Here is a 21,197-nt window from a genome sequence, read left to right on the forward strand (position 1 = left end):
GTCATCCGTCAACACAGTTTTCTAATCGCAGAGTTACATGGCATACGATCTCGAAGAACAAGAACAGCTTGATTCCATCAAGGCCTGGTGGGCGAAGTACGGCAACCTGGTGACCTGGGCGCTGATCATCGCGCTGGCCGCCTATGCGGCCTGGACCGGCTGGAACACCTACCAGGCCCGCCAGTCCGGACAGGCCTCGGTGTTGTACGAAGAGCAGCAGAAGTCGTTCGCCGCCAAGGACAATGCCAAGGTGCAGCGCGCTGCCAGCGACATCCAGGACAAGTTCAGCGGCACGGCCTACGCCGAGATGAGCGCCCTGGTGGCTGCCCGTTCGGCCTTCGATGCCAATGACATCGAGACCGCCAAGAAGCAGTTGCAATGGGTGATCGATCACGGTCGCGGCAAGGAATACAAGGCTATCGCCGCAGTGCGTCTGGCTGGCGTGCTGCTGGATGCCAAGTCCTATGATGAAGCCTTGAAGCTGCTCGCCGGCGACTATCCGGCCCAGTTTGCCGGTGCCATCGCCGACCGCAAGGGTGATGTGCTGCTGGCCCAGGGCAAGCGCGATGAAGCGCGCACCGCCTACAAGCTGGCCCTGGAAAAGAGCGACGCCAAGGATCCCGGTCGCCAGCTCATCCAGATCAAGCTGGACGCCATCGGCGGCGAAGCACCCAAGGCCTGATCGGCTCACTGATATCGCGCCGGCATGAGGTCCGTCACGGCGGGCGTCGTGTCTGCCGCCCGGGTTGCGGAAAGCAGCCCGGGAATTGAACCGCAATCCCACCGCGAATCCATTCATCGCTTAGAGGAAACAGAATATGCGTAGTGTGACAGCCACTGCTGCCCAGGCAACATCCTTTGCTCGTTCCCCTCGCACCGGTAAGCTGGTGCTGAAGCTGGCTGCGGTTGCAGCCGTGGTTACCTTGTCCGGCTGCTCGCTGTTTTCCAGCAAGAAGGATCCGAATCCGCCGGCACCGCTGGTCGAATTCACGCAGAAACTGCGCGTACAGACCGCCTGGTCGGTCTCGGTGGGCAAATCCGGCAGCTTCCAGTTCAGCCCGGCCTACGCCGCCGGCAGCATCTTTGCCGCCGCCAATGATGGCAGCGTGGTTCGCATCAACGCCCAGAACGGCCAGACCTTGTGGCGCAGCCGTACCGACATGGACCTGACCGCCGGTGTCGGCACCGATGGCAGCACCGTGGTGGTGGTAGGCCAGAAGGGCCGTATCCAGGCTTTCGATGCCACCTCCGGCAAGCCGACCTGGAGCGCCCAGGCCCCCAGCGAAGTGCTATCCTCGCCGGCAGTGGGTGAAGGTCTGGTGGTCATCCGCAGTATCGACAACCGCGTGACGGCGTATGATGCCGACAACGGCAGCCAGCGCTGGATGGTCCAGCGCAACGTGCCCTCGCTGACGCTGCGCAATGCGCCGGGCATCGCGATCGGTTCGCAGACCGCCTTCGTGGCGCTGCCGGGTGGCCGTCTGTCGGCCCTGGCTCTGAATAACGGCGGTCCGCGCTGGGAAGTGCCGGTCGGCGATCCGCGCGGTACCACCGAGCTGGAGCGTATTTCCGATGTGTCCGGTGTGCCGGCGCTGGGTTCGCGTGATATCTGCGCCGCGTCCTACCAGGGCCGTATCGGTTGCTTCGACTTGTTGAATGGCAATGTGCGCTGGATCAAGGAGTTCTCCAGTGACGTCGGCGTCAATCTGGACGATGCCTATGTCTATGCCGCCGATATCAGCGGTGCCGTCACCGAATTCGCCCGCGATACCGGTGCCGTCATCTGGCGCAACGATCGTCTGAAGAATCGCGTGCTGTCGGCCCCGATCGCCGTGGGCAAGGCAGTGGCAGTGGCTGACTACCAGGGCTATATTCACTTCCTGTCGCGTGAAGATGGTGCCTTCGTGGCGCGTCTGTCCACCGACGGAAGCGCAATCCAGGCGCCCCCGGTCTCGACCGGATCGTCTGTCGTTTTCCAAACCAAATCAGGAACAGTGGTCTCCGTCGTCGCTGAATAAGTGACGAACGACCCTTAAAGAAAAGAAATGAAACCGGTAATTGCACTTGTAGGCCGTCCCAACGTCGGCAAATCGACGTTGTTCAACAGGCTCACCCGCAGCCGCGATGCGCTGGTGGCGGACCTGCCTGGCCTGACGCGCGATCGTCACTACGGCGAAGGCCGGGTCGGCGAACGTCCGTTCCTGGTGATCGATACCGGTGGCTTCGAACCCGTCGCCAAGGACGGGATCATGTATGAAATGGCCAAGCAGACCAAGCAGGCCGTGGTCGAGGCCGATGTCGTGGTCTTCATCGTCGACGGCCGCCAGGGGCTTACGCCGCACGACAAGACCATCACCGACTTCCTGCGCAAATGCGGACGTTCGGTGATGCTGGTGGTCAACAAGTCCGAAGGCATGAAGTACACCTCGGTCACTGCTGACTTCTACGAACTGGGCATGGGCGATCCTTACGTGATCTCCGCTGCCCATGGTGATGGCGTGGCCGATCTGGTGGAGGAAGCACTGGACCAGATCGAAGCCCAGCGTGCCCAGGAGCCGGAGCCGGAAGAGGCTGCCGTGCGCGGCACCAAGATCGCCATCGTCGGCCGCCCCAACGTCGGCAAGTCGACCCTGGTCAATACCTTGCTGGGCGAAGAGCGCGTGATCGCCTTCGACATGCCCGGCACCACCCGCGACTCGATCGAGATCCCATTCGAGCGCGAAGGCCGTCACTACACCCTGATCGACACCGCAGGCATCCGCCGCCGCGGCAAGGTGTTCGAAGCCATCGAGAAGTTCTCGGTGGTCAAGACCCTGAAATCGATTTCAGACGCCAACGTCGTGCTGCTGCTGCTGGACGCCCAGCAGGATATCTCCGAACAGGACGCCCACATTGCCGGCTTCGTGCTGGAGTCGGGCAGGGCGCTGGTGGTCGGGGTGAACAAATGGGATGGCATGCAGAGTGACCAGCGCGACCAGATCAAGATGGATCTGGAGCGCAAGCTCAATTTCCTGTCCTTCGCCAAATTCCACTTCATCTCGGCGCTGAAGTCGACCGGTATCGGCCCGCTGATGAAATCCATCGATTCGGCCTACGCCGCCGCCATGGCCAAGCTGAGCACGCCGCGCCTCACCCGTGCGCTGGAAGAGGCGCTGGAGCACCAGCAGCCGCGTCGCAAGGGTTCGATCCGTCCCAAGCTGCGCTATGCGCACCAGGGTGGTCAGAACCCGCCGGTGGTGGTGATTCACGGCAATGCCCTGGAAGCCATCGACGACAACTATAAGAGATATCTGGAAAAGCACTTCCGGGAAACTTTCTCTCTGGTGGGCACTCCACTGCGTATCGAGTTCAAGTCGGGCAAGAATCCTTTCATCCGGCAGGAAAAATAAATCGTAAACCTGCTATTCGATCAATGTTTTTGGCGTTGGAGCGAAAATCGTTTAAATTGAATAGCATAAAGTTGGTAAAGCACTTGATATTCCTTGAAGTGCCTCCAAGTCCTAATCACAACAACACCGTGGAGCTGCCATGAGCAACAAAGGGCAATTGTTACAAGACCCATTCCTGAACGCATTGAGAAAAGAGCACGTTCCCGTCTCTATCTATCTGGTCAACGGCATCAAGCTGCAAGGCCATGTGGAATCTTTCGATCAATACGTGGTCCTGCTGCGCAACACTGTTACGCAAATGGTTTACAAACACGCCATCTCCACCGTCGTGCCTGCACGTGCGGTCAACCTCAGTCTCGAATCCTCGTCCGACGAATAATGGTCTACCTGGCCGGCTTGACGCCGTGGGCATTCTGACATGCGTGCCGCGTTAGTCGGCCTGGACTTCGGCAAGAACGACTTCGCCGCAAGTCTGGATGAGCTCTTCCTTTTGGCAAAATCGGCTGGTGCAGAACCGGTGATCACCATCACCGGTCGTCGCGCCAGCCCGGATGCCGCTCTCTTCGTTGGTACCGGCAAGGCACAGGAAATCGCCGACGCCGTCGCCGACCTCCAGCTCGAACTGGTCATCTTCAATCATGCCCTATCACCGGCCCAGCAACGCAACCTGGAGCGGGTGCTCAAGGTGCGCGTACTGGACCGTACCAGCCTGATCCTTGATATCTTTGCGCAGCGCGCCAAGAGCCACGAGGGCAAGGTGCAGGTCGAACTGGCCCAGCTACAGCATCTCTCGACCCGCCTCATTCGCGGCTGGACCCACCTGGAACGGCAAAAGGGCGGTATCGGCCTGCGCGGTCCCGGTGAAACCCAGCTGGAAACCGACCGACGCCTCCTCGGCGAGCGTGTCAAGGCGCTGCGCGCCGTGCTGGCCAAGCTGCGTCGGCAGCATGCCACCCAGCGCCGTGCGCGTGGGCGCAGCGAAACCTTCTCGGTCTCGCTGGTGGGTTATACCAACGCCGGCAAGTCGACCATCTTCAACGCCATGGCCAAGGCGGGCGTGTATGCCGCCAACCAGCTTTTTGCCACGCTGGACACGACCTCACGTCGCGTCTACCTGGGCGAGGTGGGACACGTGGTCATTTCCGACACCGTCGGCTTCATCCGCGAACTGCCGCACCAACTGGTGGAAGCCTTCCGTGCCACGCTGGAAGAAACCATCCATGCCGACCTGCTGCTGCACGTCGTGGATGCCGCCAGCCCGGTGCGGATGGAGCAGATCGACGAGGTCAACCTGGTCTTGAAGGAAATCGGCGCCGACCACGTGCCCCAGATCCTGGTCTGGAACAAGATCGACGCTGCCGGCCTGGAACCGGCGGTCGAGTATGACGAGTATGGTAAAATCCAGCGGGTTTTCGTCAGTGCCAAGTCTGGTGCTGGCCTGGATCTGCTGCGCGAAGCGATCGCCGCTTCGCTCAAGGCCGCCTTGGAGGCCAGGGGTCGCAGCCGTTCCACGCCAGTCGATTCCGTAGACATGCACGCCTGAGCCGTTCGAGGGGACGGCCTTTCGCACGTTCCCGGCGCGCATTCCTCCTTGATTCTCTTAATCCATCACTTCAGACGGATCGCAAACGCATGCTTGTGTCTTTATTCAGGAAAATCGGTGTCAAGTTTTCGTTGAACGACCCCCAATGGGGACGTGGTTCGCAAAACGACAACCGCGAGAATCAGAATAACGGAAGTAACGGCGACAAACGGCCCGAAAAACCGTCCGGCAACAACGACGGTCCGCCCGACCTCGACCAGCTCTGGCGCGACTTCAACCAGCGCATCGCCGGCCTGCTCGGCCGCAAGGGTGGTGGCGGCTCCGATGGCGGCAACGGTGGCGGCGGCTTCAATCGCGGCGACGTCAAGGGCGCCGGCATCGGTGTGGGCGTCATCGCCGTCATCGTCGCCTTCCTCTGGCTGGCCAGTGGCTTCTTCATCGTGCAGGAAGGCCAGACCGCCGTGGTCACCACCTTCGGCCGCTACAGCCACACCACGCTGCCGGGCTTCAACTGGCGCTGGCCTTACCCCATCCAGGGCCATGAAATCGTCAACATGTCCCAGGTGCGTACCGCCGAGATCGGCTACCGCGGCAGCGTGCGCAACAAGCAGCTGAAAGAATCCCTGATGCTCACCGATGATGAAAACATCATCGACATCCAGTTTGCCGTCCAGTACAAGCTCAAGAACGCCGCCGAATGGCTGTTCAACAACCGCGATCCGGACGATTCCGTGCGCCAGGTGGCCGAAACCGCCATCCGCGAAATCGTCGGTCGCAGCAAGATGGACTTCGTGCTCTACGAAGGCCGTGAAAAGGTCGCGCTGGACGTGAGCCAGCGCATGCAGCAGATCCTGGATCGCTACAAGTCCGGTGTGCAGATCACCAACGTCACCATGCAAGGCGTGCAACCGCCCGAACAGGTACAGGCTGCCTTCGACGACGCCGTCAAGGCCGGTCAGGACCGTGAGCGCCTCAAGAACGAAGGCCAGGCCTATGCCAACGACGTGATCCCGCGCGCCTCCGGTGCCGCCTCGCGCCTGCTGGAAGAAGCCGAAGCCTACCGCTCCCGCGTGGTGGCCAATGCCGAAGGTGATGCCTCGCGCTTCACCCAGGTGCAGGAAGCCTATGCCAAGGCCCCGGCCGTCACCCGCGACCGCATGTACATTGAGACCATGCAGCAGATCTTCGCCAATACCACCAAGGTCATGGTCGATGCCAAATCAGGCAGCAACCTTCTGTACCTGCCGCTGGACAAGCTGATCCAGCAAAGCGGCAGCGACGCGGCTCCGGCCGCTGGCAAGCAGCAGGCGCCCGCGGCCAGCCAACCGTCGCTGGGCGCAGCGTCCTCCAATTCGACTGCAGGAAACGACACTGTGTATTCTTCCGAGCTGATGCGTGATACCAGAAACCGCGATCCCCGTGAGTCGCGTGAAAGGGAGGTGCGCTGATGGGCCGCCTCGTCACTTCCGTCATCGTCGCCGTCGTCGCGATCTGGCTGGCCTCTTCCACCATCTTCGTGGTGGACCAGCGCTCTTCGGCCATCGTCTTCGCCCTGGGCGAGGTCAAGCAGGTCATCAACGAGCCTGGCCTGCACTTCAAGCTGCCGCCGCCGTTCCAGAACGTGATGTACCTGGACAAGCGCATCCAGACCCTGGATACCCCGGACGCCGACCGTTTCATCACGGCTGAAAAGATGAACGTGCTGGTCGATGCCTACGTCAAGTGGCGCATCGTCGATCCGCGCCTGTACTTCGTCAGCTTCGGTGCTGACGAGCGTCGCACCCAGGACCGCCTGTCGCAGATCGTCAAGGCCGCGCTGAACGATGAAATCACCAAGCGCACCGTGCGCGAAGTCATCTCCAGCCAGCGCAACAACGTCATGGATGCCATCCAGGCCCGCGTGGCCAACGAGGCCAAGCAGATCGGCGTGGAAGTCATCGATGTGCGTCTGCGTCGGGTGGACTACGTGGACCAGATCAACGCCTCGGTGTTCGAGCGCATGAAGTCCGAACGCGTGCGCGTGGCCAACGAACTGCGTTCCACCGGTGCAGCCGAATCGGAAAAGATCCGCGCCGATGCCGACCGCCAGCGCGTGGTGATCCTGGCCGAAGCCTATCGTGAATCCGAAAAGATTCGCGGTGCCGGCGACGCCAAGGCCTCCCAGATCTACGCCCAGGCCTTCAGCCAGAATGCCGATTTCTACAAGTTCTATCGCAGCCTGGAGGCTTACCGCGCCAGCTTCAAGAGCCGTCACGATCTGATGGTGGTCGACCCGAGCTCGGAGTTCTTCAAATACTTCAAGGGTGTGGGTGGCACTGCCCCCAGCGCTGCAAAGAAGTAAAAATCCGCCGAACAGGCGATAATGTGAAGCTTCCTGCGCCGCCTCCGAGTGAAGCGGGCAGGGCGAACAGGATGGATGCCGCTGGTAGAGGGCATCTTTCCTTTTTTGGTCGAACACAATGTTCCGGGGTGCAATTTTCCCGGAACGCAAGAAGAGGGGCGGCAGCTTTTCCTGTACCGCCCCGGTTTTTCGTCTGGCCGCTTGTGATTGCCGTGGTGGCCATTGCCATGATGGCCGTCGCAATGCACATCGCCGGTCCACGTATCCGTTTTTTTAGCTTTGACTTTTGTTTATGCCTAACTGGCTTCTTCCCGAAAACATCGCCGATGTCTTGCCCTCCGAAGCGCGCAAGATCGAGGAACTGCGTCGCCGCCTGCTCGACAATTTCCGCCTCTATGGCTACGAAATGGTCATGCCGCCGCTGCTGGAGTACCTTGAATCCCTGCTCACCGGGGCCGGCCAGGACACCGACCTGCGCACCTTCAAGCTGGTCGACCAGCTCTCCGGTCGTACCCTGGGCGTGCGCGCCGACATGACTACCCAGGTGGCGCGTATCGACGCCCACCTGCTCAATCGCGCTTCCGTGACCCGCCTGTGCTATGCCGGCAGCGTCCTGCATACCCGCCCGACCGGCCTGCATGCCACCCGCGAACCGATCCAGATCGGCGCCGAGATCTACGGTCATGCCGGCATCGAAGCCGATGCCGAAATCCAGGAACTGGCCTTGAATTCGCTGGCCCTGGCCGGCATGCGCACCATCCGCCTGGACCTGTGCCACGTCGGTGTGCTGCGCGCCATCATTGCCAACGATCCCGCCGCCAAGCGCCAGGAAGCCAACCTGTTCGGCCTGCTGCAGGCCAAGGACCTGCCTGGCCTGCAGGAAATCACCGCCGGCTTCCAGGAAGGCACCCGTGCCGCGTTGCTGGCCCTGCCCAACCTGTACGGCGACATTTCCGTCATCGCCCGCGCCCGCATCACCCTGCCGGCACTGCCCGGCATCGGCCAGGCTCTGGACGAGCTGCAGGCCCTGGTGGAACTGGCCGCCGGCCATGAAGGTGCGGCCGTCACCATCGATCTGGCCGACCTGCGCGGTTATCATTACCACAGCGGCGTGATGTTCTCCGCCTATGTGCCGGGCCTGCCCAATGCGGTGGTGCGCGGCGGCCGCTACGACCATGTGGGTGAAGCCTTCGGCCGTGCGCGGCCGGCCACCGGCTTCTCCCTGGACCTGCGTGAACTGGCACGACTGATGCCAGGCGCAGAACGAAAACGCGCCATCCTTGCCCCTTGGGGCAGGGACGCCGGTCTGCGTGAGAAAATAGCGCAATTGCGGCAAGCGGGAGAGATCGTGATCCAAAGCCTTCCCGGCCACGAACACGATCAGGACGAATTCGATTGCGATCGCGCACTCGATTTCAGCAATGGAAACTGGATTATCAAAAACTTGGGTTGAGTCATGTTACAGAACAGCAATGCAAAGAATGTCGTCGTCATCGGTACGCAGTGGGGCGATGAAGGTAAGGGCAAGATCGTCGATTGGCTGACCGATCACGCGCAAGGCGTGGTGCGTTTCCAGGGCGGCCACAATGCCGGCCACACGCTGGTCATCGGCGGCAAGAAGACTGCGCTGCAACTGATTCCCTCGGGCATCATGCGCGAAGGCGTGGCCTGCTACATCGGCAACGGCGTGGTTCTGTCGGTACCCGACCTGCTGCGCGAGATCGACAAGCTCGAAGCCGCCGGCGTGGAAGTGTGCTCGCGCCTGAAGGTGTCGGACGCCTGTCCCCTGATCCTGCCCTATCACGTAGCGCTGGACGTGGCCCGCGAAGCCGCCCGTGGCGATGCCAAGATCGGCACCACCGGCAAGGGCATCGGCCCAGCCTATGAAGACAAGGTGGCCCGTCGCGCCATCCGCGTGGCCGACCTATTGAACGAAAAGCGCTTTGCCGAGAAGCTGCTGGCCAACCTGGACTACCACAACTTCGTCCTGACCCACTACCTGAAGACCCAGCCGGTGGACTTCCAGAAGACCCTGGACGAAGCCCTGGCCAACGTGCCGCGCATCAAGCCCATGGTCACCGACGTCTCCAGCGACCTGTACGCCATCCATCAGGCCGGCGGCAAGATCCTGTTCGAAGGCGCGCAAGGCAGCCTGCTGGACGTGGACCACGGCACCTACCCGTTCGTCACCTCCAGTAACTGCGTGGCCGGCAATGCCGCCGCCGGTGCCGGTGTTGGCCCGGGCATGCTGCACTACATCATGGGCATCACCAAGGCCTACACCACCCGTGTCGGTTCCGGCCCGTTCCCGGCCGAACTGCCCACCGATGTGGGTACCGGCAAGCACCTGGCGTCGGTCGGCCATGAATTCGGTACCGTCACCGGCCGTGCCCGCCGTTGCGGCTGGTTCGATGCCGCGCTGCTCAAGCGCTCGGTGCAGATCAACGGTGTCTCCGGCATGTGCCTGACCAAGCTGGACGTGCTGGACGGCCTGGAATCGCTGAAGCTGTGCACCGGCTACAAGTTGAACGGCAAGACCGTCGATATCTTCCCGGTCGGCGCCGAAGAAGCCGCAGCCTGCGAACCGATCTACGAAGAAATGCCGGGCTGGTCCGAGACCACCGTCGGCGCCAAGTCGCTGGATGCACTGCCGGCCAACGCCCGTGCCTACATCAAGCGCATCGAGGAACTGGTGGGCGTGCCCATCGACATGATCTCCACCGGTCCCGACCGCGAAGAGACCATCGTCCTGCGTCACCCGTTCAAGTAATCAGGCCATCGCCGTAACACGTAACAAAGCAACACGAAGCAATCAATAATATGAAGATCTCTGACGATAAAGACCTCTGGGTCTCCTGGGACGACTACAACCGCCAGATCGAACGACTGGCGTTGAAGGTCTATGAATCCGGCTACCAGTTCGACCAGGTGCTGTGCCTGGCGCGCGGCGGCCTGCGCCCGGGTGACGTGATGTCCCGCATTTTCGATGTCCCGCTGGCCATCCTCTCGACCAGCTCCTACCGCGAAGCCGCCGGCACCATCCGCAGCTCGCTGGACATCGCCAAGTACATCACCATCACCAAGGGAACCCTGGGTGGCCGCATCCTGCTGGTGGACGACCTGGTCGACTCCGGCGTCACCCTGCAAAAGGTGATGCTGCACCTGAAGGAGCACTATCCGGCCGTCACCGAGATCAAGAGTGCCGTGTTGTGGTGGAAGGCCTGCTCGGTCGTGGAACCCGATTTCCACATCGACTACCTGCCCACCAATCCGTGGATCCACCAGCCCTTCGAAGAGTACGACGGTCTGGGCCCGCACCAGCTGGCGGCCTGGATCAAGAAGGGTGCCTGAGTATCGTCTTCACCAGCGATGCTTCAGATATGAAAAGAGCTTGCCGCGGCAAGCTCTTTTTTTCGCCCTTGATTTGTCGGGCGCCCGCTATTCGTACCGTCCTGCGCTCAGCAGGTCTCCACGCGCTTGGAGGTGGAGGTGCGCACCGGCTTGCCATCCATCTTCCAGCTCAGCAGGGCCACCGCGATGCCTGCCAGCGGCAGCAGGGCGGCCACATAGGGAACGGCATGCAGGCCCGGGCCGTGGTCGATGGTCACGCCGCCCAGCCAGGCCCCGGCCGCATTGCCCAGGTTGAAGGCCGCGATATTGGCCGAGGAGGCCAGGTTGGGCGCGCCGGTCGCCTTTTCCAGCACCCGCATCTGCAGCGGCGGCACGGTAGCGAAGGCCGCCATGCCCATCAGCCCGACGCCGACGATGGCTGCGATCTTGTTGCCATTGGTCAGGCCGAACAGCACCAGCACTACCGCCAGCAGCACCAGGCTGCCCAGCAGCGTGGCCATCAGGCGCTTGTCGGCCAGCTTGCCGCCGGCCAGATTGCCGATCACCAGTCCCAGGCCGAACAGCAGCAGGATGGGCGACACCGCCGACGGTGGGAAGCCGCTGATATCGGTCAGGATCGGGGCGATATAGGTGAAGGCCGCGAACACGCCACCGAAGCCCAGCACCGTCATCAGCAGGCCCAGCATCACCTGCGGGCGCATCAGTACGCGCACTTCCTTGCCGAAGTCAGCCTCTTCACCGCCTTGCGAACGCGGCACCAGCACAGCGGTGGCGGCCAGGGCGATCACCCCGATCACGGTCACCGCCCAGAAGGTGGCGCGCCAGCCATAGTGTTGGCCCAGCCAGGTGCCGAAGGGCACGCCCAGCACATTGGCCACCGTCAGGCCGGTGAACATCAGGGCGATGGCAGAGGCCTGCTTTTCCTTGGGGACCAGGCTGGTGGCCACCACCGAGCCGACCCCGAAGAACGCGCCGTGGGCAAAGGACGCCACCACCCGGCCCAGCATCAGCGTGGCGTAACCCGGCGCAATGGCACAGGCCAGGTTGCCGATGACGAAGACCACCATCAGCGCGATCAGCAGCGTCTTGCGCGGCAGGCGGCCGGTGGTGGCGGTCACCAGCGGTGCGCCCACGAACACGCCCAGCGCATAGCCGGTCACCAGCAGACCGGCCGAGGACAGGCTCACGCCCAGGTTGGAGGCCACTTCCGGCAGCAGCCCCATGATGACGAACTCGGTAGTCCCGATGGCGAATGCGCTGATGGTCAGCGCCCAAAGTGCAATTGGCATGGCAATCCTCTTGTTGTGGTGTGGAGTAGGCCGGCTGCTCCAGTTGGATTGCCAGCGATGTGAAGGATTGTGCGCGCAGTCTTTGTTGAGAAAAATGCCGTTACAATCAAAGAATATTTGATCCGGAGTCAACAATGAATATCCAGTCCGAGGAATTGCGCACCTTCGTCGCCGTGGTCGAGGCCGGCACCCTGTCGGCGGCGGCCGAAGTGCTGGAGCAGACCACCTCGGGCGTGAGCCGCGCGCTGTCGCGGCTGGAAGAAAAACTGGGCGCCAGCCTGCTGACCCGCACCACCCGCCGCATGGAGCTGACCGAAGAGGGCGAGGCCTTCCTGGAACAGGCCCGGGCCATCCTCGCGGCCATGGAACAGGCCGAGGAAACGGTGCGCATGCGCACCCGCAAGCCGGTCGGCAAGCTGCGCGTGGACGCCGCCGTGCCCTTCATGCTGCACTGTATCGTCCCGCATGTCGGCGCGTTTCGCGAGGCCTATCCGGACATCGAACTTGAGCTCACCACCAATGACCGCTTCATCGACCTGGTGGAGCAGCGTGCCGACATCGCCATCCGCATTGGCGAGCTGCAGGACTCCACCCTGCATGCCCGCGCCCTCAGTTCAGCGCGGCTCAACATCGTCGCCAGTCCCGCCTATCTGGCGCGGCACCCCGCGCCGGCATCGGTGGAGGCGCTGGAGCAGCACCAGCTGATCGGCTTTTCGCAGCCGGAAATCCTCAATCACTGGCCCCTGCGCCACCACGCCGGCGACCGCTACCAGACCCGCCCGGCGCTGCGCGCTTCCAGCGGCGAGACCATCCGCCATCTGGCGCTGCAGGGGCAGGGCATTGCCTGCCTTTCCAGTTTCATGACCGACGACGATATCGCCGCCGGCCGCCTGGTGCGCCTGCTGGAGCAGCACGATAGCGGCTTTCGCCAGAAGATTTCAGCGGTCTATTACCACAACACCCAGCTCTCCCGCCGCATCAGCTGCTTCCTCGATTTTTTGCAGTGCAAGCTTTAAATCGGAAACGTTTTGCCGTAAACCAAGTCTGAGCGCGAACATCGCCGCAAGGGGGACGCGACCTGTGGCTGCCATCACACAAGATAGATCCGGAGAGAACAAGATGAAGCACATGCCAACCGGCCAGGCCGCAGGGCGCCCATGGATGACGAACTGGCAGCGGCAAGCCCGCTGCCCGCTACCGGCCGCGCTTGCCCTCGCAGCCGCGCTGCTGCTGCCGGCACCGTCCGCCAGCGCCGCCGCTGCCAGTGTCCAGACCTTCTCGCCCCAGGGCGAAGTCCAGCGCATCCGCCAGGTAAGGGCGCGCTTCTCCGAAGCCATGGTCAAGTTCGGCGACCCCAAGGCCGCCTCGCCCTTCGATGCCGATTGCGCCGTGGCCGGCACCGCGCGCTGGGCCGATGAGAAGAACTGGGTCTATGACTTCGAACGCGACCTGCCGCCCGGTACCCGCTGCAGCTTCACTCTGCGCAGCGATGCCCGCTCGGCGGCGGGCAATGCGGTGGCCGGCAAGACCCGCTTCCAGTTCAGCACCGGCGGACCGGCCGTGAGCCGCGTACAGCCTTATGACGATGCGCGCATCACCGAAGACCAGGCCTTCATCCTCTACCAGAATGGCCCGGCCACCGAAGCCTCGGTACGTCAACACCTGTACTGCGAAGCCGAGGGTATCAACGAGCGCATCCCCACCAAGGCTGTCGGTGAGGCCGACCGCAAGGCCTTGCTGCAGCAGTTCGCCAAGGGCGTCGATCCGGCCTCGGTGACCATCGTCCAGTGCCAGCAGCGCCTGCCCAATGAAGCGCACGTCAAGCTGGTCTGGGATCGCGGTATTGCCGCCGCAGCCGCACCGGCCATCGTTACCAGCAAGCCGCAGGTCTTCAGCTTCCAGGTGCGCAGCGAATTCACGGCCAGCCTGTCCTGCCAGCGCGAAAACGCCAATGCCGCCTGTTCGCCCATCCTGCCGGTGACCCTGTCGTTCTCGGCCCCGGTGCCGCGCAATCTGGCCGAGCAGATCGTCATGAACGTCAGCACCGGCAAGATCAAGCCCACCCTGGACGGCGACAAGGACGCCGCCGTGCGCGAACTGCGCTTCAAGCCGCCATTCCCGGAGAAATCCGAGTTCAGCATCAGCCTGCCTTCCGGTTTCAAGGACGAGGATGGCCGCACGCTCTCCAACGCCGCCGCCTTCCCCCTGAAATCGGCCCTGGCCGATTTCCCGCCGCTGGCCAAATTCCCGGCCGCGCCCTTCGGCATCATCGAACTCAACGCCGATCCCACGCTGCCGGTGACCCTACGCCGGGTCGAAGCCGGCTTGCAGCTGCGCGGCAAGGATGGTCGCGCCATGCCCGGTAAGGTGGCCGATCTCAAGGTCGATGGCGACCAGGCGGTGATCGCCTGGCTCACGCGCCTGAACAAGTATCACGAGAAATGGGGCGACCCCAAGAAGGTGGATTCGCGCAGCGTCAGCCTGCTGGCCAAGGAACCGGGCGCGAAGAAGCTCGACCTGCCCGCGCAGAAGGAGGCCAAGGACGGCGAGTGGCCCTTCGAAGTGATCGGCATCCCCTTGAAGGACCCCGGCTTCTACGTGGTCGAACTGGAATCGCAGAAACTGGGAGCCTCCCTGCTGGGCAAGCCGCAGCCCATGTACGTGCGCACCAGCGCGCTGGTGACCAACCTGGCCGTCCACGTCAAGCTGGGCCGCGCCAACGGCGCCGTTTGGGTGACCCGGCTGGACGACGCCAGACCGGTGGCCGACGCCGAGATCCGCGTCTCCAATTGCGAAGGCACGTCGCTCTGGCAGGGCAAGACCAATGCCAATGGCGTGGCAATGATGCCGGCACTGGAGGACGCCTGCGCCCATCGTCCCTACAGCGAGGACAATGCCGACAGCATCAATGGCCTTTTCGTCAGCGCCCGCAAGACCGACGAGCGCGGCCGCCAGGACATGGCCTTTGCGCTTACGTCGTGGAACGACGGCATCGAATCCTGGCGCTTCAACCTGCCCACCGACATGGACCGCGCCGCCACCGTGCGCGCCACCACCATCTTCGACCGCAGCCTGTTCCGTGCCGGCGAAACGGTCTCGATGAAGCACGTCATCCGCACCGAGACCCTGCAAGGCTTCGGCCTGCTGCGCAAGGAGGACCTGCCCACGCGCGTGCGCATCAGCCATCTGGGCAGTGGCCAGCAATTCCAGTTTCCCCTGACCTGGCGCGGCAACAAGAGCGCCGAGACCAGCTTCGTCCTGCCGCGCGAAGCCAAGCTGGGGACCTATGAAGTGGTGCTGGACCAGGGCGAGGTCGATACCAGCGCCGGCGCCAGCGCGAACGAGGGCGAGGCCGAAGACGGCTACGGACGCGGCAGCTATGTCACCGGCAGCTTCCGCGTGGAAGAATTCCGCCTGCCGCTGATGCAGGGCCGCATCACGCCGCCCAAGGGCGCCCAGGTCGCCATCAAGGAATTGCCGCTGGACCTGCAACTGAACTACATCAACGGCGGTGGCGCGGCCAACCAGGCCGTGCGTGTATCGTCGCTGCTGCGTTCGCGCGGGGTGAACATCGCGGGCTACGACGGTTTCTCCTTCGACGCTCCGCGCAGCGATGATGACAGCAATGCCGACGACCAGAAGATCGTCGCCGACAAGCTCGCCGTCACCCTCGACAAGAACGGCAGCGGTCGCGCCGTCATCGGCAAGCTGCCGGTGCTGCAACGCCCGCAGGAACTGCTCACCGAAATGACCTACAGCGACCCCAACGGTGAAGTGCAGACCATCTCCAGCGTCACGCCGCTGTGGCCGTCGGCGGTGGTGGTGGGGCTGCGCACGGGCAACTGGGTGTCGGTCAAGAAAAAGCTGACGCTGACCGCCGTCACCCTCAATACCGCCGGTCAGCCGCAGGCCGGTGTGCCGGTGGAAATCCGTGGCCTGGCGCGCAAGACCAATTCGCACCGCAAGCGCATGGTGGGCGGCTTCTACGCCTACGAAAACGACGAGAGCAAGCTAGACCTCGGCAGGCTTTGCGCCGGCAAGAGCGACCAGCACGGCATGTTCACCTGCGACACCGAGCTTTCCGAGGCCGGCAATGTGGAACTGATCGCCAGCGCCAGGGATGGCAATGGCAATGCGGCTGCCGCCCGTTCCTCGGTGTGGGTCACCGGGCGTGGCGAAGTCTGGTTCGATGGCGAGAACCAGGACCGCATCGACATCCTGCCCGAGAAAAAGAACTACCAGCCCGGCGAGACCGCCACCTTCCAGGTGCGCATGCCATTCCGTCACGCCACCGCGCTGGTTGCCGTGGAGCGTGAAGGCGTCATCGATACCCGCGTGGTGCAACTGTCCGGCCAGGACCCCACCATCAGCGTGCCGATGAAAGCCGAGTATGGTCCCAACGTCTATGTCTCGGTGCTGGCCGTGCGCGGTCGCATGCGCGAGGTGCCGTGGTATTCCTTCTTCGTCTGGGGCTGGAAGGAGCCGCTCAACTGGTGGCATGAATTCCGCACCTATCAGGGACCCGGCCCCATCGTCGATCTCTCCAAGCCGGCATGGAAGTTCGGCATCGCCGAAGTCAACATCGGCGACGCCGGCCATCGCCTGCAGGTGGCGGTGACGACCGACAAGCCCACCTATCCCATCCGCGCCATCGCCAAGGTGCAAGTGCAGGTGAAACTGCCCAACGGCAAACCGGCCGCCGGGGGCGAATTTGCCCTGGCCGCCGTCGATGAAGCCCTGCTGGAACTGCAGCCCAATGGCAGCTGGGATGTCTTGCGCGCCATGCTGCAACGACGCAGCTATGGCGTGGAAACCTCCACCGCGCAGATGCAGGTGGTCGGCAAGCGCCACTACGGCAAGAAGGCCACGCCGGCCGGCGGCGGCGGTGGTCGCGCCCCCACGCGAGAACTGTTCGACACCCTGCTGGCATGGAAGCCCAAGGTCACCCTGGATGCCGAGGGCAGGGCGCAACTGGAGGTGCCGTTGAACGATGCGCTGACCTCCTTCCGCATCGTGGCCATTGCCGAGAATGGCGTCAGCGATTTCGGGACCGGCAGCGTCAGCATCCGCTCCACCCAGGATGTGCAGGTCATCTCCGGCCTGCCGCCCCTGGTGCGTGAAGGCGACAGCTTCAACGGCAGCGTCACCGTGCGCAATACCACCACCCATGACATGACCCTCAAGGTCAGCGCACGCGCCCAGGGCGGCACGCCCGCCAGCACCCTGACGCTGCCCGAGCGCGACATCAAGATCGCGGCCGGCCAGTCGGCCGAAGTGATGTGGCCGGTGCAGACGCCGGAAGGCATCAGCCAGCTGGCCTGGGAAATCAGCGCCCAGGAGCAGGGCGGCCAGAAGGCCAAGGACGCCATGAAGTTCAGCCAGCGCGTGGTACCGGCGGTCCCGGTGACGGTGCAGCAGGCCACCCTGTTCCAGTTGGACAAGAGCGCCGCCCTCAGCGTTGCCCGCCCGGCCGACAGCCTAGCCGGACGCGGTGGCCTGGCCATCTCGCTCAAGCCCAGCCTGGCCGGTGGCAGTGATGCGCTGACCCGCTACTTCGTCAACTACCCCTTCGCCTGCCTGGAGCAGAAGACCTCCAAGGCCATCGGCCTGCGCGATGAAGCGGCGTGGCAGAAGATCGTGGCCGACCTGCCGACCTATCTCGACGGCGACGGCCTGGCCTACTACTTCCCGCCCAGCGACAGCGGCGCGCGGCGTGGCAGCGACACGCTCACCGCCTACCTGCTGGCGGCCACCAACGAGGCCGGCTATGCCATCCCGCCCGCCAGCCGCGACAAGATGCTCGACGGCCTGGCCGGCTTCGTGGAGGGCAAGGTGGTGCGCGAGTTCTGGTCGCCGCAGAAGGACCTGGACGTGCGCAAGCTGGCCGCGCTGGAAGCCCTGTCGCGCTACAACCGCGTGCAGCCTGCCATGCTCGGATCGATCCAGATCAACCCCAACCAGTGGCCCACCTCCGGCCTGCTGGACTGGATCGCCATCCTGCAGCGGGTCACCGCCATCCCGGAACGCCAGAAGAAGCTCGACGAGGCCGACCAGATCCTGCGCGCCCGCCTGAACTTCCAGGGCACGCGCATGGGCTTCTCCAATGAAGAGGGCGACTACTGGTGGTGGCTCATGAGCAGCGGCGACGCCAATGCCAACCGCCTGATCCTGCTGGAACTGAACAATCCGGCCTGGCGCAACGACCTGCCGCGTCTGGTGGCCGGCGCCATCGGCCGCCAGCAGCGCGGCCACTGGAGCACCACCACCGCCAACGTCTGGGGCAGCCTGGCCCTGGAGAAATTCGCCCGCAAGTTCGAATCCGAACCGGTCACCGGCAGCACCCGCGCCACGCTGGAGCAGGGTGGGGGCAACACTGCCGCGGGTGCCACCAGCGCCACCCAGAGCCTGGCCTGGAGCAGCGCCGCCAGCGGCGGCAAGCTGCAACTGCCCTGGCCCGACGGCAATGCGCAAGGCGGCAATGTGCGCTTCACGCAAGAGGGCAATGGCAAGCCCTGGGTCACGCTGCAAAGCCTGGCCGCCGTCCCCCTGAAACAAGCGTTCGCGGCCGGCTACCGCATCAGCCGCAAGGTCGAGGCCATCGAGCAGAAGCAGGCCGGCGTCTATACCCGTGGCGATGTGCTGCGGGTGACGTTGGACATCGATGCCCAGAGCGAGATGACCTGGGTCGTGGTCAGTGATCCGGTACCGGGCGGCGCGACCCTGCTGGGTTCCGGCCTGGGGCGTGATTCCGCCATCGCCCAGGGCAAGCAGGACAGCCCGCGTGATCGCGGCATGGGCTGGCTGGCCTACGAGGAACGCAGCTTCGAAGCCTATCGCGCCTACTACGAGTCCATGCCCAAGGGCCGCACCAGCATCAGCTACACCGTGCGCCTGAACAATGCCGGCGAATTCAACCTGCCGCCCACGCGGGTGGAGGCCATGTATGCACCGGAAATGTTTGGTGAAGTGCCGAACGCCAAACTGGTCGTCAAGGCGGCACCGTGATCGCCAGCGGCACGCCCTGGTCCCGCGCCGGCGTACGCTGCGCGCTGGTGCTGGCCTTGCTGCTGCCGGTCAGCGCAAGCGCGCTGCCTTCGTTTGCCGAGGTGCAGCGCGACTTCCTCCCCTCCGAGGCCAGCCTGCTGGACCGCAACGGCGAGCTGCTGCAGCGCCTGCGTGTGAACATGGACGAACGCAAGCTCGCCTGGGTGAAGCTCGAAGATGTTTCGCCCGCCCTGCGCCAGGCCCTGATCGCCTCCGAAGACCGACGTTTCTACCAGCACAGCGGCATCGACTGGAATGCCGTCGCGGCCTCGGCCTGGGGCAATCTCTGGAATACCCGGACCCGCGGCGCCTCCACCATCACCATGCAACTGGCGGGTTTGCTCCATGACGACCTGCGTCGCAAATCCGGCGCACGCACGCTGACGCAGAAGGTCTCGCAGGCGTGGATCGCGCAATCGCTGGAACGCAGCTGGCGCAAGGACCAGATCCTGGAGGCCTACCTCAATCTGGTCTCCTTCCGGGGCGAGCTGGTGGGTGTGCATGCCTTGTCGCGCGTCATGTTCGGCAAGCACCCCAGTGGCCTGGATCAGGGTGAAGCCGCCATCGCGGTCGCCCTGATCCGCGCCCCCAACGCCACCCCGCGCCGCGTGGCCGAGCGCGCCTGCGCCATCTTGAAGGAACAGGGCGCCGCCGAACAATGCAATGGCATGGATGGCCGCACCGAACTGGTCCTGGCCCGTGCCGCCGCCAAACGCGACCTGCCGGGCGCCAGCGATGCACCGCAATTGGCCCCCCACCTGGCGCGCAAGCTCCTGAACACACCCGGCCAGCAAGTGCGCTCCACGCTGGACGCGCCCTTGCAGCGCTTCGCCTCGCAAGCCCTGCGCCATCAACTGGCCGGCCTGGCCGAACGCAACATCGAGGATGGCGCCATCATCGTCATCGACAACGCCACCGGTGAGGTGCTGGCCTGGGTCGGCTCCAGTGGCAGCCTGTCGGCGGCCGCCAATGTCGATGGCGTAGTCGCACAGCGCCAGGCCGGCTCGACGCTCAAGCCTTTCCTCTACGAACTGGCGATCGAAAGAAAGTGGCTCACGGCGGCTTCGCTGCTGGACGATTCCCCCGTCAACCTCGCCACCAGCGCCGGACTCTACATCCCGCAGAACTACGACAAGCAATACAAGGGGCTGGTCAGCCTGCGTACCTCGCTGGGTTCTTCCCTGAACATCCCCGCTGTGCGCACGCTGGTGATGGTCACGCCGGAACGCTTCTTCCGCCGCCTGCAGGCACTGGGCTTCAACCTGCGCGAGAGTGGCGACTACTACGGCTACAGCCTGGCCCTGGGCAGTGCCGACGTGACCTTGGCCAACCTTGCCAATGCCTATCGCGCATTGGCCAACCAGGGCCGCTACTCCCCCTTGCGCATGCGACTGGATGACGCCCGCACCGCGCCGCGCCCGGTACCGGTGATGGACGCCGATGCCGCCTACATCATCGGCGACATCCTCTCCGACCGCAGCGCCCGCGCCCGCACCTTCGGCCTGGAAAACGCGCTGTCCACCCGTATCTGGACCGCCGTCAAGACCGGCACCTCCAAGGACATGCGCGACAACTGGTGCGTCGGCTATTCCTCGCGTTACACCGTCGGCGTGTGGGTCGGCAATGCCTCCGGTGCCCCGATGTGGGATGTCTCCGGCGTGACCGGCGCCGCACCGGTGTGGCAGGAGGTGATGCAGTACCTGCATGAACGCGGCCACGGCGGCAGTCGGGATGCCCGCAATAGCCCGCCGCAGAAGCCGGCCGGCGTACAGGCCCAGACGATACGTTATGAACAGGACGTCGAGGCCGCCCGCACCGAATACTTCCTGCCCGGCACGGCGCAGTCCGAGATCCGCATCGCGCACGCGCGCGAAATCCGTCCCGCCATCACCTATCCGACCGCCGGCATGCTGGTAGCGCTGGACCCGGACATCCCACCGGCGCGCCAGCGCATCCGCTTCCGCGCCCAGGGGGCGCCGGCTGGCAGTCGCTGGCAATTGGATGGCAAGCTGATGCCGGAGGCTGTGACGGAAGCGGGGCGGGTGCGGGCGCAGCAGGTTGCTGCCGCATCGGCCGGAACAGTCGAGGCAGAACTGGGCTTCGACTGGATGCCCTGGCCAGGCAAGCACACCCTGGTGTTGCAGGACCGGGGCGGCAGGCAGCTCGATGGTGTACGTTTCGAGGTGCGCGGGGCAGTGGCGCGGCCCGAGGGCAAGCCGCGCCACTGAACACCCCATGCA

At 64.1% G+C, this 21,197-nt stretch carries 14 protein-coding genes; 13 read left to right on the forward strand and 1 reads right to left on the reverse strand.

Annotation, left to right across the window (positions count from 1 at the left end; translation table 11 throughout):
* Positions 1 to 37 precede the first annotated feature (37 nt).
* From HBH1_RS05345 to HBH1_RS05390, 10 genes are all read left to right on the forward strand, one after another.
* Positions 38 to 682 (forward strand): YfgM family protein, encoded by a 645-nt coding sequence (locus tag HBH1_RS05345; RefSeq protein ID WP_102661877.1) that lies wholly within the window; start codon positions 38 to 40, stop codon positions 680 to 682.
* A 136-nt stretch (positions 683 to 818) separates the two neighbouring features.
* Complete coding sequence (gene bamB, locus HBH1_RS05350) at positions 819 to 2,018, forward strand: outer membrane protein assembly factor BamB (protein ID WP_102661878.1); 1,200 nt, start codon at positions 819 to 821, stop codon at positions 2,016 to 2,018.
* A 27-nt stretch (positions 2,019 to 2,045) separates the two neighbouring features.
* Complete coding sequence (gene der, locus HBH1_RS05355) at positions 2,046 to 3,389, forward strand: ribosome biogenesis GTPase Der (protein ID WP_006463310.1); 1,344 nt, start codon at positions 2,046 to 2,048, stop codon at positions 3,387 to 3,389.
* 139 nt (positions 3,390 to 3,528) lie between these two features.
* Entirely contained in the window at positions 3,529 to 3,768 is a 240-nt protein-coding gene (gene hfq, locus HBH1_RS05360; protein ID WP_006463311.1) for an RNA chaperone Hfq, read from the forward strand.
* 39 nt (positions 3,769 to 3,807) lie between these two features.
* Positions 3,808 to 4,932, forward strand: a complete 1,125-nt coding sequence (gene hflX / locus HBH1_RS05365; protein WP_006463312.1) for a GTPase HflX — start codon at positions 3,808 to 3,810, stop codon at positions 4,930 to 4,932.
* Between the two features lie 89 nt (positions 4,933 to 5,021).
* Entirely contained in the window at positions 5,022 to 6,380 is a 1,359-nt protein-coding gene (gene hflK / locus HBH1_RS05370; protein ID WP_077235652.1) for an FtsH protease activity modulator HflK, read from the forward strand.
* Positions 6,380 to 7,273 (forward strand): protease modulator HflC, encoded by an 894-nt coding sequence (hflC, locus tag HBH1_RS05375; protein WP_102661879.1) that lies wholly within the window; start codon positions 6,380 to 6,382, stop codon positions 7,271 to 7,273. The genes hflK and hflC overlap by 1 nt, the downstream gene beginning before the upstream one ends.
* 292 nt (positions 7,274 to 7,565) lie before the next feature.
* Positions 7,566 to 8,726 carry an ATP phosphoribosyltransferase regulatory subunit gene (locus HBH1_RS05380; RefSeq protein WP_102661880.1) on the forward strand — a complete coding sequence of 387 codons (1,161 nt, stop codon included), beginning with the start codon at positions 7,566 to 7,568 and terminating at the stop codon, positions 8,724 to 8,726.
* A 3-nt stretch (positions 8,727 to 8,729) separates the two neighbouring features.
* A complete protein-coding gene (locus tag HBH1_RS05385; RefSeq protein WP_006463316.1) occupies positions 8,730 to 10,043 on the forward strand; it encodes an adenylosuccinate synthase in 1,314 nt (437 codons plus the stop codon).
* A gap of 50 nt (positions 10,044 to 10,093) precedes the next feature.
* Positions 10,094 to 10,624 carry a phosphoribosyltransferase gene (locus HBH1_RS05390; protein ID WP_006463317.1) on the forward strand — a complete coding sequence of 177 codons (531 nt, stop codon included), beginning with the start codon at positions 10,094 to 10,096 and terminating at the stop codon, positions 10,622 to 10,624.
* A 107-nt stretch (positions 10,625 to 10,731) separates the two neighbouring features.
* On the opposite strand, the gene HBH1_RS05395 is transcribed toward HBH1_RS05390, so the two are convergent.
* The gene (locus HBH1_RS05395) at positions 10,732 to 11,913 is read right to left on the reverse strand and encodes an MFS transporter (protein ID WP_102661881.1); all 1,182 of its coding nucleotides are present in this window, start codon (positions 11,911 to 11,913) and stop codon (positions 10,732 to 10,734) included.
* 134 nt (positions 11,914 to 12,047) lie between these two features.
* Here HBH1_RS05395 and HBH1_RS05400 point away from each other — a divergent pair, with 134 nt between their 5' ends.
* From HBH1_RS05400 to pbpC, 3 genes are all read left to right on the forward strand, one after another.
* Positions 12,048 to 12,929: a LysR family transcriptional regulator gene (locus HBH1_RS05400; RefSeq protein ID WP_102661882.1), complete on the forward strand. Its 882-nt coding sequence runs from the start codon at positions 12,048 to 12,050 to the stop codon at positions 12,927 to 12,929.
* 145 nt (positions 12,930 to 13,074) lie between these two features.
* The gene (locus tag HBH1_RS05405; RefSeq protein WP_233207548.1) at positions 13,075 to 18,918 is read left to right on the forward strand and encodes an alpha-2-macroglobulin family protein; all 5,844 of its coding nucleotides are present in this window, start codon (positions 13,075 to 13,077) and stop codon (positions 18,916 to 18,918) included.
* Positions 18,915 to 21,185, forward strand: coding sequence for a penicillin-binding protein 1C (pbpC, locus tag HBH1_RS05410; RefSeq protein ID WP_102661884.1), 2,271 nt, complete (start codon positions 18,915 to 18,917; stop codon positions 21,183 to 21,185). The genes HBH1_RS05405 and pbpC overlap by 4 nt, the downstream gene beginning before the upstream one ends.
* The last annotated feature ends 12 nt before the right edge of the window (positions 21,186 to 21,197 follow it).

The sequence above is a fragment of the Herbaspirillum sp. BH-1 genome (assembly GCF_002870055.1).
Taxonomy (GTDB): Bacteria; Pseudomonadota; Gammaproteobacteria; order Burkholderiales; family Burkholderiaceae_D; genus Herbaspirillum; species Herbaspirillum frisingense.

Bases quoted from the DNA above. Each gene is read 5' to 3' on its own strand.
- HBH1_RS05395 (WP_102661881.1), bottom strand. From the start codon at position 11,913: ATGCCAATTGCACTTTGGGCGCTGACCATCAGCGCATTCGCCATCGGG.
- hflK (WP_077235652.1), top strand. From the start codon at position 5,022: ATGCTTGTGTCTTTATTCAGGAAAATCGGTGTCAAGTTTTCGTTGAAC.
- HBH1_RS05385 (WP_006463316.1), top strand. From the start codon at position 8,730: ATGTTACAGAACAGCAATGCAAAGAATGTCGTCGTCATCGGTACGCAG.
- HBH1_RS05390 (WP_006463317.1), top strand. From the start codon at position 10,094: ATGAAGATCTCTGACGATAAAGACCTCTGGGTCTCCTGGGACGACTAC.
- hflX (WP_006463312.1), top strand. From the start codon at position 3,808: ATGCGTGCCGCGTTAGTCGGCCTGGACTTCGGCAAGAACGACTTCGCC.
- hfq (WP_006463311.1), top strand. From the start codon at position 3,529: ATGAGCAACAAAGGGCAATTGTTACAAGACCCATTCCTGAACGCATTG.
- HBH1_RS05405 (WP_233207548.1), top strand. From the start codon at position 13,075: ATGACGAACTGGCAGCGGCAAGCCCGCTGCCCGCTACCGGCCGCGCTT.
- der (WP_006463310.1), top strand. From the start codon at position 2,046: ATGAAACCGGTAATTGCACTTGTAGGCCGTCCCAACGTCGGCAAATCG.
- hflC (WP_102661879.1), top strand. From the start codon at position 6,380: ATGGGCCGCCTCGTCACTTCCGTCATCGTCGCCGTCGTCGCGATCTGG.
- bamB (WP_102661878.1), top strand. From the start codon at position 819: ATGCGTAGTGTGACAGCCACTGCTGCCCAGGCAACATCCTTTGCTCGT.
- HBH1_RS05345 (WP_102661877.1), top strand. From the start codon at position 38: ATGGCATACGATCTCGAAGAACAAGAACAGCTTGATTCCATCAAGGCC.
- HBH1_RS05400 (WP_102661882.1), top strand. From the start codon at position 12,048: ATGAATATCCAGTCCGAGGAATTGCGCACCTTCGTCGCCGTGGTCGAG.
- HBH1_RS05380 (WP_102661880.1), top strand. From the start codon at position 7,566: ATGCCTAACTGGCTTCTTCCCGAAAACATCGCCGATGTCTTGCCCTCC.